Origin of the sequence: Lactiplantibacillus sp. DA1, assembly GCF_032681335.1 — a bacterium.
Lineage (GTDB): Bacteria > Bacillota > Bacilli > Lactobacillales > Lactobacillaceae > Lactiplantibacillus.
Genome location: NZ_JAWHTQ010000003.1, coordinates 322,099 through 335,699, shown reverse-complemented (window position 1 = coordinate 335,699; position 13,601 = coordinate 322,099). Strand labels below are relative to the sequence as shown.

Here is a 13,601-nt window from a genome sequence, read left to right as displayed (position 1 = left end):
ACTTAATCTTATTTAAGTCATCTAAAAACAGATGAAAAGTACGCCCGCTTTTAGATGATTAAATGTATAATAAAGACTGATAACAGTAGTTAAGCTGAATGGAGTGGAAGTCACCTATGAGTGTATCATTACGAACTGCAACCATGTCAGATTTACCAATTATTGTAGATATTTATAATCAAACGATTCCGGGTCATCAAGTGACGGCTGATCTTAAACCAGTTACGGTTGAGCAACGTCGAAATTGGTTTTTGAGTCATACCCCTGAACACTATCCGCTGTGGGTTGTTGTAAAGGACGACTCAGTGGTCGGTTGGGTTAGTCTGTCACCATTTTATGGACGGGCAGCGTATGCAAAGACGACTGAAATTTCAGTTTATTTGGATCGCAGTGTTCAAGGACAGGGAATCGGTAGCCAGGTTTTGACATTAGTTCCTAAACAATTACCTGTGTTGGGATTAACAACGATTATCGCTTATATTTTTTCAAGTAATATTCCAAGCATCAAGCTGTTCAAAAAATTTGGCTATGAACAGTGGGGCTTTCTGCCTGAGGTTGCTGAATTAGGTGGTCGTCCTAATGATTTAGTGATTTTAGGACAACATTTCAATTAAAAAATAGCTGTGATACCGCTTACATACAGCTAAAAAGTTAACAAAGTGTAGGATTGCCGTAAAAAACATGTTAAAATTGAGGTCGAGTGTCTAAGTAGTTTGACGCTTGCTGTTGTTGCTAGAATTCTTTACTGGTATGGTACTGGAGGCATTCTTGGTGAAAAAGAACGAGCCAAATTGGTTAGTGGTCTTACGAACAGTAATGCCACTTGGGCTTAGCTATATTCCCATTGGGTTAGCTTGTGGGGTGCTATTGCATGCGGCCGGGTTCAACCATTTACTGACGGCGTTAATTTCGGTAATGGTCTTTTCCGGTGGCGCCCAATTTTTAATTGCATCGATGCTGACGATTAACGCACCGATGACAACCATTATTTTGATGATGTTTTTCTTGGAGTTACGATACGCTTTACTAGGTTCCAGCTTATCGCGGTACTTAAAGGGGCAATCGTTACCGTTTATTTTTACGTTTGCATTTTCGATGAATGATGAAAATTATGCGGTTAATTACTTGAAGTTTGCAACGGATAAACACTGGAAACCGTCGCAAGCCTTATTGGTCGAGCACTATTCGTTATTATTTTGGACGGTAAGTAATATTATCGGTAGCTTGATTGGTAGTGCACTGACGATTAATCTCCAAGTAGTGGATTTTGCTTTAACGGCGTTATTCATTTATATGGCAATTATGCAAACTAAGAGTCGCTTGATTATCTTAGTTGCCGCGTTGTCAGGTGTTCTAACGATTGGTTTTCTGGTCTTAATGAAGAGTACATTGGGACTGGTCGTCTCAACGTTACTTGCATCGTTGACCGGTTACTTTATTGAACGTTACTTGTTAGCACATAAGCCAGAAAGTCATTTACTTTATAAGGTTCACGATCCTACTGGCCAAGCTGCCATGGAAGAATCTGACAAGTAAGGCACAGAGGGGTTTTTCTTATGCAATCAGTCAGCTCAATGAGTAGTATGGACCATTTTTGGTTGGTCATTTTTTGTGCGTGTGTTGCCTTTATACCACGGTTCTTTCCACTACTATTCTTTACGAAGCGCAAAATTCCAGAATGGTTTAATGAATGGATGCGGTTTGTACCCGTCTCGCTATTCACGGCGTTAGTTGTTAAAAGTGTCTTTATCGATAGTAAGTATGCGGTGATCACGTCTGGTAACTTAGGCATGATTATTTCTGCCATCCTCGTTGGGTTTGTGGCTTATCGAACCCGTTCAATGACGTTATCAGTTGTGATTGGCTTAGTTTCAGTGATGGTTTTCGTGTTATTAATTCATATCTAGCTTTAGTTGGAACTGGGTGATCCGGTTCTTTTTTATTATGCCAAAGGGGGGATAATGATGGCGTGGTTACTAGTTTTTTTACCAGGATTAATGGCTGGACTTGTCCAGGGTTTGACCGGGTTTGGTGCGGCAATCGTTATGATGATTTTTTTACCACAACTTTTTCCAATCGCGCAAAGTGCGGCGGTGGCTGGCGTTATTATGGCGGCTAGTGTCCTGACTCTCGTTTGGCGTAATCGGCACCATATTCATTTGCGGCAAATTATCATCCCATTTATCGTTTATGCGAGCGTGGCGGCTTATTCGGTGCATTTGGGTCAGGTACTAGACGTTCAATTGTTGCGCCGCTTGTTGGGGGCACTACTATTAGCATTGGCATTATATTTTAGCTTTAGCAAACGTGCGGCGACCCAAAGCTATCCGTGGTGGTTAGCTGGTCTGTTTATGATTGTCTCCGGCTTTTTTAACGGTCTGTTTGGTATTGGGGGGCCATTAATGGCATTATATTTTCTATCACTTGCTGATACAACTGCGGACTACTTGGGTAATTTGCAGACCTTCTTTTTAATTGATGTCATATATATTTCGACGGTCCGGGCACTAAACGGTATTCTGACCCCAGTCTTGATTCCCCATATTTTGATTGGTATGTTAGGTGCGGTGATTGGGACGGTAATTGCGGCGCGAATTTTACCACGGCTGCCGATGATGGTCGTTCGTCGGTTAATTTATTTATTCATTGGGCTAAGTGGCGGGTATTATTTACTTGCTTAGTTGCGATGAACTGGTAAGGATACATATGCTTAATGTCGATTCTGGATTTCGTACAGTTGTTCAATACTAAACGGGCTTCACAAGAATTTTTGATTCATTCTTGTGAAGCCCGTTTGCTATTGAGATTAATTTATTTCGAATTAACCTGTATTTGGTAGGCTAATCTTCGTCGGTAATCGTTCCTAAACCATACTCATATAACAGTTCGTCTGTTCGATTGAGCGTGAATTGCTGATTAAGCGCGAAGATAATCAGCGCATCCCATTCATCCTTGGCATAAAGGACGGCGTAACCGGTTCGCTTGAGCATCGTGTTGAGCTCGGTTAGGGTTAGTTGAAAACCGAATCCGAGGGCGATGATGCGGGCTCGGTTTGGGCGGCGCTTGCCATCAAAGTACTGATAGCCAATCGAGGGTGTTAGATTAGCGCGTCGGATCACTTGGCTTTTAGTGACGTGCTTGATCTGAATAAGTTCGGCGAGGTATTCCGCCGGATTGGTACGGATAAAACTACTGGCCATATTCGTCATAAATTGGTCGGCCTCACTTGCATGTTTGATTTCGTTAAATAGTTCTCTAGTTGCACGTTCTACCACGGTTAGCGCCTCCTAATACCATTTACTGATTAGTATTAGTGTACCAGAATCTACTGTAATTTAAATGTCAAATGACGATTGCTAAAATAGCTAGGATTGTAGATGAGTTCAACGGTGCCATCGGCTTTAGCTTGGCCGGTCATGGTACCACTGACAGTGCCACCAGCAGTCAGATCACCACTATCCAATTGGTTGTTTTCATCAATGTTGATCTCATCTAGGCTAGTTTGGTTGCCAGCGGCTTTGATTTTAAAGTCAAACGGGTTATAAGAAATTTTTTCTTTACCAATATTTTTTAAAGTAACGGTGACCGTGTAGTACTGATTGCCAGTTTTTGGTTGATCATCATCTAGCGTGGTTGCGGTTTTGACATGATTAACAGTTACTTGAACGTGATCAATAGTAGCTGTTTGACCAACTTTATAGCTCATATTCGCCACTGTTTTCTTAGCTGTGGACTTGCTAGTACTTGTTTTTCGAGCTGACGCCTTTTTAGCCGTGGCTGTTTGTGAACTTTGGCTATCTTGTGGGGAGTTGACAAGGCTAATAACAAAGAAAACACCTAGGACAATTAGGACCCACGCCCACCATTTTTGATACCAAGATTTAGTTTTTTGCATGGATTAACCTACTTTCTTAGCGCTAAGCCGCCTGCAATAACGATGAGCAAACCACTTAGAATCCCGAAGAAACTGACAAAGACGAAGTTAAGAATCCCACAAAGGATGATCAACCAGCCCATTAAAACATGATTACGGTTAATAAAGACACTTAAAATAATGGCTAGGGCAGAAACGATAATACAGCCAATTCCCAGATTGCTAACACCAGCAGATCCACTGGCTTCTAGTGCACTACCGATACCGCCGATGGTCATAGCTAATAGGCCAGCAATGATACCGAAGATGCCGCCGATAATTCCTAAGACTAATTCGGCTGTTCGTGAATGCGATGTGACTGTAGTGACTTCGTTATTATGATATTTTGACATTGTAATTCCTCCAAAAGTATGGTTATGATAAAAGTTAATGATTTGATGAAAGAGGGGTGCCACGGTGTTACCAATTGTTCAAGCAATGCAATTGTTAAGTGAGTCGGGTTATGAACCATTAGGACCATTAATTGCGCAGCGTGAGTTCCCGTTGCTGGTTAAGAAGCAACAGGTTGTTTCGGTAGCCAAATTAGTGCGCTCCGATAATGTTCCCGTTCTACAACGTTTAAAACAACATCCTGTTCCTCGGATGCCCCGAATCGAAGCGTTATTAACAGCGGATGATTGTATTTTGAGCGTTGAAACCCTAATCAATGGTCAAACGCTAGCGGCTTTAGTGCGAGAACAAGGATCGTTTACCCCCAAAATGACATTGGATGTTGCGCAAGAACTGTTGATAACACTGCGGGCACTGGGCGAGCAACAAATTGTACACCGAGACCTCAAGCTAAGTAATATCATGTATTATCGGGAACACTACTATTTGATTGACGTCAATGCGGCCCGACAATACCATGAATTTCAGGAAAGTGACACGCGGTTATTAGGGACGAGTGGTTTTGCCGCACCAGAAAATTATGGCTTTGCACAAACGGATCAGCGTAGTGACCTTTACTCATTGGGCATAGTTCTGAATTGCCTGCTGACTGGCAATGAACCGCATGGGCCACTTGATGCTGAGACGATGACCACAGATCAAACTTGGGCGCCAATTATCATGAAAGCAACGACACTTGATCCACAGCGACGTTATCAGAGTGCAAATGCCATGTTGACAGCATTGCCTGTGTGGCGACAATCTTCACCAAACGAATCAATGTCGAAGACGCGCCACATACGTTATTGGTGGTTGAGAATCCAGCCAACTCTGAAGGTTATGCTTTGGATTGTCTATGCATTCTTCGTTATTGCTGCCATCGGTGCTGGTTTTGATCATGTCACTGTCACTGGTAAAGTGAATTATTGGATAACAAGTTTTATGATCTTGGGTGCACCTGTGCTCGCACATTATGGTAATCGGTGGCTACACCGGCATTGGTTGTCCCAACGGTGGGCCCGTTATCGTTGGTGGCTCAGAGCTGGGGAGGCCCTCGTGATTATTTTGATGATCGACCATTTTTCTTAATGTACGTAGGCTGGTTAACCATTTGCTAGTACGATGATTAGCATAGCTGTTCAATCCGAAAAAAGCTTATGCAAAATGCATAATGATCTGTATTGTGTTAGTTATTAGTAAGCGTGATTAAAATGTGCCAATTAAATGGCTGCATGTCCATCGGCACTTGTACTTCTTATGTCCTCTAGTACAGCCAATCAGCAAAGTCGTTCGGATGGCTGGTGAGCAATCACTTAATGGGTACAATTGATCGTTGAATATTTTGAATAATAAAAATAATGGCGGCGTGAATGCTAAAATTCCGGTGAACAATCATATTGGATGATTGTTCACCGGAATTTTAACATTGGAGATTATTAAGAAAGTGGTATTAGACTGACGCGGCAATACTTGATAATTTAAATACTTGATTTATGGCTGGAGACTAGTCTTACTGCTTAGGCTGTGTAATACTGCGTTGAATTTGCCGACGAAAAAGGTTGGGTAAGGCGCGAGCCACAAAAACGGTTAGTCGGTCATGGAATGTGTTGAAGTAGCGACGATGAGGATGCTTGTCAGTGGCCGCTGCAATAATAACTTGAGCTAAATCAGTGGTGGTTGCTGACATGCCCCGCGCATTATCTGCTAACGTAGTGGTCATCAAATTGACTAAGTCGGTATAAGTGGAATCACCATTGGTATTTTGTAAAATTCTTTGACGCGCGATAGGACCCCAGGTCGAGCGAGTACCACTGGGCTGAACAATGACGGATCTAATATTGAAACGCTGCACTTCTAGATCTAGGATGTCGCTCCACTGTTGAAGGGCAGCTTTTGATGCGTGGTAATAGGCTCCCAATGGTGAATAAATATCGCCACCGACAGAGGAAATGTTTACAATACGACCAGAATGCTGCTTGCGCATGTGTGGTAAGGCTAATTTGGTTAATTCGGCAGCCCCAAAAAAGTTGGTCTCGAATTGTTGTCGAGCGGTGGCCATTGAAATATCTTCAACAGGACCTAACTCACCATAACCGGCGCTATTGATTAAAACATCGATGTGTCCCTGTTCTGCAATAATTGTGTTAATAAAATTTTGATTTGAACTGGTGTCTGTGACGTCTAGTTTTACTGGATGAAGATTTGAAGCTGTCGGAATTTTTTCAATATGGCGGGCACCACCGTAAACGATCCAATTATTGGCAGCCATTAATTTAGCTGTTTCTAAACCCATGCCACTACTTGCGCCTGTAATTGCAACTATTTTTTTCAATATACTAAACTCCTTGTGTGTTTTAAGATAAGTATTTGGACTACTTAGTGTTATACTTATGCCAAGCTGTGAAACAGATGTCTCTTGATTGAGACAAGTGTATCGCGATGAATGAGTAAAAACAATCCTTAGAACTTAAAATGAGACACAAGGAGCTAATTTGTAAATGGTAAAAACTGTTAATTTAACACAAGAAGCATTAGTTGGCGCAATTGACCGGTTAGTTAAAGTGAAGTCCTTTACGAATATTACGGTAAGTGAATTGACTAAGGTAGCCGGTGTCTCCAGACCGACGTTTTACCGACACTATCATAATATAGTGGAGGTTTTAAATTTTGAGCTTGCAACGATGCTAGCAGATTTTAAAGCAACTGTTAGTTTTCATAACAATTCACAATATATTTTACAAATGGTTTATTTTTTTCAACGGTATAGTACCACTGTTAAAATTTTACTGGCGGCGGGTCAAGAAGGACAGTTACGACAAAAAATTGCTAGTGTAATGATTGAATTGAGTCAGAACAAGCCTGCTATTGCAAATCTGACAACGCTAAATCAACATTACTATATCGTTTATCATACGACTGGGTTAATGACCGTTATTGTTGACTGGGTTGCCCATGATCAGCCGGAGACACCAGAGCAGTTAGCAAAATTTTTAGACGAGAATTCTAGGCAAATTAACTAACTTTTGGGAGGCCTTAATTGTGCTAGTTAAGGTAAAATTTTTTTGCTGTGTCTGTATTTGCTGATGTTGGATAAAGCTGATGGTTTAAGATATTCAATCATTGCATTTAGAGAATAATAAATAGTTCGGTTAAAGAAAAAATTGTGTACATGTTGTTGGTAATGTATCTCTAGCTACAAGGGCTTAGTCTGAGGTTATCGGCAGCCGATTATTAGCATTCATTCTGCTGTTGTGGATGTTTGATAAACTTAGCCGGAGTCGACCATTATAATCATTGTCAATAGATTCGGGCCGGTATGAGCAATGGTTAATGAATGCCAAGTATAAAAAATACCAACTACTTTGAGGCGTAGTTGGTATTTTTACATTTTAGTTAGTCTTTGTTAATCCGATTATCCGCATACATGTATTTCCGAGTCATTGGTAAAGTTCGTGATGAAGCACCCTTAGTGACGAGGTACTGCATGACGTCAATGTTACCAGACTGGAAGGAAGCGGCACAGGCTTGTAGGTAGAGATCCCACATGCGAGTGAAACGCACGCCCATTTTTTCTTCGATGGCAGCGCGCTTAGCGTTAAAGTTTTTATCCCAGATTTCAGTCGTCCGTTGGTAATGGCGACGGAGTGTTTCAACGTCAGCGACTTGTAAGCCGGCTTCAACAATGTGTTGTAAGTTTTCGGTCATCCCGGGAACGTAGCCACCTGGGAAAATGTACTTATCTAACCAACCGTTAGTGGCCCCACCTTGTTGGCGAGTAATTCCGTGTAATAAGGCCACCCCGTCAGCCTTAAGATAGTGGTTAACGCGTTCAAAGTACATTGCTAAGTTGTCCTTACCGACGTGTTCGAACATCCCAACACTGGTAATGTAGTCGAATGTTTCGTCGCCAAGTTCACGGTAATCTTGTAACCGGACTTCGGCGACGTCACTGAGGCCTTCATCTTGGATGCGTTTAGCAACCAAGTTATATTGTTCCTGCGATAAGGTGACGCCAACTACTTTTAAGCCGTATTCTTTAGCGGCGGTCAACATTAATGTTCCCCAACCACAACCAATGTCTAACAAGGTTTTGCCGGGTTGTGGATTGAGCTTTTGAATAATATGATGGACCTTATGAATTTGAGCTTCTTCCAACGTATCAGTATCGTGTTTGAAGTAGGCACAAGAATAGGTCATGGTTGGATCGAGCCACATCTTATAGAAGTCGTTACCAACGTCGTAATGGCTTTGAATGTCTTGTTGGCTCTTCTTTTCAGAATGAGATTGTTTAGGCATGAACTTCTTGAACTTGGAATTATTGAAAAAGCTTTCTGCCGATTCATAGGCGGATTCGATTAACTTTTGAATACTGCCATCAATTTCAATCTTGCCATCCATATAGGCTTCACCGAGGGCAATCGAGGCATTCTTAGTGATTTCGCGCATTGGAATAGCTTCTTTAAACGTCACCGTGACTTCTGGTGTGCCTTCACCATAAGTTTCACTACTGCCATCCCAGTAGTTGACTGTGACGGGCATATTGAATGAGTGGCTTAGAAGAGTGTGGTAAAAAGTTTTTTCTAGCATTGCAATAAGGATCCTTTCTTCGTAAAATACACTAATTATTATACGCTTATGAAAACAGTTTTGTAAGCACAACGAATCACGACCTAATTCATAAACATGTTATAATAAATTAATTACAAAATCAGTTGATGGGGGTGTCGTGATGAAAAGATGGATGTGGATCGTATTTGCGATAATTATCGCTGTGGGGGTCGGTAGTTATTCATACACGCGGTATCGTCTACAGGAAGACTCATACACGGCTGAAATGCGAACTGGTGAACAGGCATTACAAGCGCGCAATTATACGTTAGCGGAAACGAGTTTTACACATGCGACGCGGACAAAGGCTAGCAGTGCTGCAGCGCAGCGCTATCTAACTCAGACGCAGACTTACGTTGATGGTCAACAGGCCTTGGATGCGCGTAAGTTTGATGCGGCTAAGCGGGATTTTATAACGGTCAAGAATACGAAGCGTGGTGCAACGACCTTAATTAGTCAGGCCCAAGCACAGCTCACGTTGATTCAAAAAGTTCAACGCAAGCGAAAGACATATCAGCAGGCGTATCAAAAGGCCACTGAGCTGAATAAAGCTAATGAATTTACAGATTCTAACGTAGTGATTGCCCAGTTATTGCAGGATAAGCAGTTTAAGCAACGTTATTATCAAGATATTCGGAAAAATGTACTAGATTTACGGAAACAAAATAATGTTGCACTTAAGACGCTGACAGGATCAACGCCGGCCATTCCCAGTGCATCACAAGCCGCTACGGGGATGACTGGTAGTAATCGACAGACACAGCGAACGCCGGCAACTAATCGACCGGCGACATCTTCATCTGCGACAACTGCTTCAGCCAATCATTCATCGGCTTCATCCAGTGCGACTAGCAGTAGTTATCGTGATAGTCAGGTACAAACGACACGTGCAGAATTAACAAACCAAGGGTTAGATGGGAGTAGTTACAGTGATGCGCAAATTCGTGCGATTCTTCAGCGTGCGACTGATCAACATCTCTCATTAGCTCAGGCGGCACAAACGATGAATTACAGTTCTGATCAGATTCAGGCCACCCGTGCCGAATTAGCTCAAGCCGGCTTCAATGCTAACCAGTATACCGATATCCAAATTGAAGCCATTTTGCAACGAGCAAGTTTACAGCATATGTCACTGGCTCAAGCTGCCAAGTCGTTACAGTAATATAATCAAATTAATAGTGGTATGGAAGCCCACCTAACAATCATCGAGAAAACACCTGCTTTTAGGTGTCAATCGGTGATTTTTTTATAAAAACTGTTATAGAATGTAGGAGTAAGGACGGATGGTTTCCGTTCCTAACATTTTGGTTCCACGGGGGCGGTCATTTTATATTAGTGTTGACCTTTTTTTAACGTTGATATGTCAAGATGGGTATAAAAATGACTATTTTGTGTACTACTTTTATTTGATGCTATAGAATATTAACAGATTAGGGGGTTAAGGTGCCCGTTGATGAGTGAATTAATGGCAGACCAAGTTGACGTAATTTTGGTAAAGTAGTTTGGTCGTCAACGCTGAGCATCGAAATTCAGTATGATTATTAATAAACATGTAATGCGCAGTACGAATGAAAAGCAAGTTCTGCAGCAGGTTATTAATGAAGGACCAATTAGTCGGAGTCAAATTTCACGGAATTTGAGTTTGAACAAAGTAACCGTTTCTGATATTTATAACCAGTTATTGCGGACACAATTCATCAAGGAAATTGGCTGTGGTGTCAGCACGAAAAATGGTGGCCGCAAGCCAGTCATGGCAGAGTTAAACGTGAATTATGGCTTTGTAGCTAGTATCGACATGTCAGCCGATGCGGTTAAGCTGATGTATTCACGGTTAAATGGTAAAATTTTACACTTTCAAAGCTTTAAGACGAGCGATATGACATTGACGGATGTCATTGATTTGATTGAAGACCAATTACGTAATGTTGATGATTATGGCACGATTCATGGATTGATGGGAGTTGCCATTGCGCTGGATGGGATTATTTATGAGAATAAGATTCTCAAGACGCCAATTAAGGGGCTAACCCATTTTGATTTAGCGAAGTATTTACGTGATAAACTGCGAATTCCAGTCGTACTTGAAAAGAAAGCTAACTTAACGGCCGTTTTTGAGCGTGACTTCCATGATAATGAAATCTTCGACAATGTGGTTTCAGTAGTTGTTCGAGATCAGATTCATGCTGGTATCGTAGCCGATTCACGGCTTTATTCCGGTCATGAAGGTGAAGCAGGTGAGGTGGGGACTGCTTTGTTAGAAGACCGGCACATTGAAGATCACTTGGCCTCAGTGAACGATTACGCTTCTGAAACAGCACTATGGGCCCGGTTGAAAGCCATTAAGCAAGTTGAACGACTAGATTTAACAACAGTTAAGCATGATTACATTAATCATGACCCAGAAGTCACAAAGGTTTTTGATGATTTTGTTTACTATCTATCTAAAGTGATTGCGAATGTCTCAACAGCATTTGCACCGGATGTGGTTGTTTTGAATACGACCGTCTTAGAAATCTTGCCACAATTACTAACCAATATTCGGGAGAATACGGGCAAGTTAACATCACCAAGTCGGCAAGTACCGATTATTGCAACTAAGAACGTGCAATCAGCGGCCTTGCTAGGTGGTGCCTCGGTCATTATTCATCAAGCGCTCGGGTTAGAAAGCTTGAAGATGCAATTCTCATAATCGATTGAGTGTCAATATAAACGAACACGCGAAGTTTATCAGGTGATTGGTGATAAATTTCGCGTGCTTTTTGTTGGATTACGACGGCCTTTTAATTTTTATTACTCCGGCTTTCCGTTAGAATAGAGGAAAGGGATAGTAGAGGGGTGGATTTTGTGGAGTTTTGGTCACAGTTAATACACAATGTACGCTGGCGGCGCGCCTGTGTGTTGGCATTAATCATCTTGACGCTGTACTTGGCGTCAAGTATGATGAGCATCATTTTATTAACGTTTATTTTTACGTTCTTGGTGACACGATTGGTGCGTAGTGTGCGCCGGTGGGTGAAAATTCCACCAACAATCATTGTTATTGCCGTCTATGCGTTAGTTATTTTAGGGATTTACTTTGCCGTGTCGATTTACTTGCCACAACTGATTAAACAAACTTTTTTGACGTTTGAATCAGTCTATCGATTTTATCAGAATCCGTCGCACGATACCAACCAGTTGTTGACGTGGGTCACGTCGTATTTCCAAGAATCGGACTTGCTCAAACAATTAAAGGGTGGCATTTCGGTTGTCTTTCAATACATTACGAATATCGGCAATATGGGGTTAACGTTCTTCCTATCATTTATATTAAGTTTCTTCTTTACCATTGAGGATCATCAAATGCGCGTCTTTACAAAGCGCTTTTTGACGAGTACCTTTGGCTGGTTCTTTCAAGACGTCCAGTTCTTTGCCAAAAAGTTTGTGAATAGCTTTGGCGTGGTTTTGGAAGCACAGTTCTTGATTGCGATTGTCAATACGGTGATCACGGTGGCCTTCATGGCAATCTTGAAGATGCCTCAACTGATTAGCTTGGGATTAATGATTTTTATTTTAAGTCTGATTCCGGTTGCTGGGGTGATTATTTCAGTCGTACCGCTAAGTCTGATTGCTTATTCGGTCGGTGGCTTGCGCTATGTGGTCTATATGCTCTTAATGATTTTGGTTGTGCACGCCCTAGAGGCCTACGTCTTGAATCCAAAGTTTATGTCGAGTCGCACGGAACTGCCCATTTTTTATACGTTTGTCGTATTATTAGTGAGTGAGCGTCTGTTCGGTGTCTGGGGCTTGATCGTCGGTGTGCCGATTTTTAACTTTATTTTGGACATTATTGGTGTGAAACCGGTTCACCGGCCACGACCTAACATTAATCTGAAAAAAACGATTACTTGCCACCCGGATTCTGAAAATAAGCGCTGATATTGTTTTGATTTTTCGCTTTTTCAGTGTAAAATAGGGTGAGTAAATAACTTAAGAAAGAGGTCATTAACTGCTATGGCAAAATTAGTATTGATTCGTCACGGTCAAAGTGAATGGAACTTATCTAACCAATTTACTGGTTGGGTTGACGTTGATTTAAGCGAAAAGGGTGTTGAAGAAGCTAAGGCTGCTGGTCAAAAAGTTAAAGAAGCAGGCTTAGAATTCGATTACGCCTTTACTTCAGTTTTGACTCGTGCCATCAAGACTTTGCACTATGTGCTTGAAGAATCCGACCAACTTTGGATTCCAGAAACCAAGACTTGGCGTTTAAACGAACGTCATTATGGTGCATTACAAGGTTTGAACAAGAAGGAAACCGCTGAAAAATACGGTGACGACCAAGTTCATATCTGGCGTCGTTCTTATGATGTTTTACCTCCATTATTGAGCGCTGATGATGAAGGCTCAGCTGTTAACGATCGTCGTTACGCTGACTTAGACCCTAACATCGTCCCTGGTGGCGAAAACTTGAAGGTTACCTTGGAACGCGTTATGCCTTTCTGGGAAGACCAAATCGCACCTAAGTTATTAGATGGCAAGAATGTAATCATTGCTGCCCACGGTAACTCATTACGTGCCTTAAGCAAGTACATCGAACAAATCAGTGATGATGATATCATGGACCTTGAAATGGCTACTGGTGAACCAGTTGTCTATGACTTTGATGAAAAGTTAAAGGTTCTTGGTAAGGAAAAGTTAGGCAAATAATTAA

The 13,601-nt window shown here is 41.7% G+C and carries 15 protein-coding genes; 10 read left to right on the top strand and 5 right to left on the bottom strand.

Annotated elements, in window-relative coordinates; translation table 11 throughout:
• The first annotated feature begins 116 nt into the window (after positions 1-116).
• The 4 genes from RXV91_RS06655 to RXV91_RS06640 all read left to right on the top strand — a co-directional run bounded on the left by RXV91_RS06655 (position 117) and on the right by RXV91_RS06640 (position 2,681).
• The gene (locus RXV91_RS06655; RefSeq protein ID WP_316439224.1) at positions 117-614 is read left to right on the top strand and encodes an N-acetyltransferase family protein; all 498 of its coding nucleotides are present in this window, start codon (positions 117-119) and stop codon (positions 612-614) included.
• 136 nt (positions 615-750) lie between these two features.
• On the top strand, positions 751-1,536 hold the full coding sequence (locus RXV91_RS06650; RefSeq protein WP_033609395.1) for an AzlC family ABC transporter permease: 786 nt from the start codon (positions 751-753) through the stop codon (positions 1,534-1,536).
• Positions 1,537-1,556: 20 nt separating this feature from the next.
• The gene (locus RXV91_RS06645; protein WP_003639819.1) at positions 1,557-1,907 is read left to right on the top strand and encodes an AzlD domain-containing protein; all 351 of its coding nucleotides are present in this window, start codon (positions 1,557-1,559) and stop codon (positions 1,905-1,907) included.
• 57 nt (positions 1,908-1,964) lie between these two features.
• Positions 1,965-2,681: a sulfite exporter TauE/SafE family protein gene (locus RXV91_RS06640; RefSeq protein WP_316439315.1), complete on the top strand. Its 717-nt coding sequence runs from the start codon at positions 1,965-1,967 to the stop codon at positions 2,679-2,681.
• Between the two features lie 159 nt (positions 2,682-2,840).
• Here RXV91_RS06640 and RXV91_RS06635 read toward each other — a convergent pair whose 3' ends face one another.
• Genes RXV91_RS06635 through RXV91_RS06625 form a run of 3 tightly spaced genes read right to left on the bottom strand, consistent with a single transcriptional unit; the run spans position 2,841 to position 4,266 of the window.
• The gene (locus RXV91_RS06635; RefSeq protein WP_316439223.1) at positions 2,841-3,275 is read right to left on the bottom strand and encodes a hypothetical protein; all 435 of its coding nucleotides are present in this window, start codon (positions 3,273-3,275) and stop codon (positions 2,841-2,843) included.
• 50 nt (positions 3,276-3,325) lie between these two features.
• Entirely contained in the window at positions 3,326-3,895 is a 570-nt protein-coding gene (locus RXV91_RS06630) for a DUF4352 domain-containing protein (RefSeq protein WP_316439222.1), read from the bottom strand.
• A gap of 8 nt (positions 3,896-3,903) precedes the next feature.
• Positions 3,904-4,266, bottom strand: a complete 363-nt coding sequence (locus tag RXV91_RS06625) for a DUF4064 domain-containing protein (RefSeq protein WP_316439221.1) — start codon at positions 4,264-4,266, stop codon at positions 3,904-3,906.
• Between the two features lie 64 nt (positions 4,267-4,330).
• Here RXV91_RS06625 and RXV91_RS06620 point away from each other — a divergent pair, with 64 nt between their 5' ends.
• The gene (locus RXV91_RS06620) at positions 4,331-5,392 is read left to right on the top strand and encodes a protein kinase domain-containing protein (RefSeq protein WP_316439220.1); all 1,062 of its coding nucleotides are present in this window, start codon (positions 4,331-4,333) and stop codon (positions 5,390-5,392) included.
• Between the two features lie 421 nt (positions 5,393-5,813).
• Here RXV91_RS06620 and RXV91_RS06615 read toward each other — a convergent pair whose 3' ends face one another.
• On the bottom strand, positions 5,814-6,638 hold the full coding sequence (locus tag RXV91_RS06615) for an SDR family NAD(P)-dependent oxidoreductase (RefSeq protein ID WP_316439314.1): 825 nt from the start codon (positions 6,636-6,638) through the stop codon (positions 5,814-5,816).
• Between the two features lie 163 nt (positions 6,639-6,801).
• Here RXV91_RS06615 and RXV91_RS06610 point away from each other — a divergent pair, with 163 nt between their 5' ends.
• Positions 6,802-7,323: a TetR/AcrR family transcriptional regulator gene (locus RXV91_RS06610; RefSeq protein ID WP_316439219.1), complete on the top strand. Its 522-nt coding sequence runs from the start codon at positions 6,802-6,804 to the stop codon at positions 7,321-7,323.
• 373 nt (positions 7,324-7,696) lie between these two features.
• On the opposite strand, the gene RXV91_RS06605 is transcribed toward RXV91_RS06610, so the two are convergent.
• A complete protein-coding gene (locus RXV91_RS06605; RefSeq protein ID WP_316439218.1) occupies positions 7,697-8,890 on the bottom strand; it encodes a cyclopropane-fatty-acyl-phospholipid synthase family protein in 1,194 nt (397 codons plus the stop codon).
• 142 nt (positions 8,891-9,032) lie between these two features.
• Between RXV91_RS06605 and RXV91_RS06600 the strand changes: the two genes are divergently transcribed.
• From RXV91_RS06600 to RXV91_RS06585, 4 genes are all read left to right on the top strand, one after another.
• Positions 9,033-10,073: a cell surface protein gene (locus tag RXV91_RS06600; RefSeq protein WP_316439217.1), complete on the top strand. Its 1,041-nt coding sequence runs from the start codon at positions 9,033-9,035 to the stop codon at positions 10,071-10,073.
• 372 nt (positions 10,074-10,445) lie between these two features.
• Entirely contained in the window at positions 10,446-11,600 is a 1,155-nt protein-coding gene (locus RXV91_RS06595; protein ID WP_316439216.1) for an ROK family protein, read from the top strand.
• A 155-nt stretch (positions 11,601-11,755) separates the two neighbouring features.
• Positions 11,756-12,829, top strand: a complete 1,074-nt coding sequence (locus RXV91_RS06590; RefSeq protein ID WP_316439215.1) for an AI-2E family transporter — start codon at positions 11,756-11,758, stop codon at positions 12,827-12,829.
• A 75-nt stretch (positions 12,830-12,904) separates the two neighbouring features.
• Entirely contained in the window at positions 12,905-13,597 is a 693-nt protein-coding gene (locus tag RXV91_RS06585) for a 2,3-diphosphoglycerate-dependent phosphoglycerate mutase (RefSeq protein ID WP_003642405.1), read from the top strand.
• Positions 13,598-13,601 lie beyond the last annotated feature (4 nt).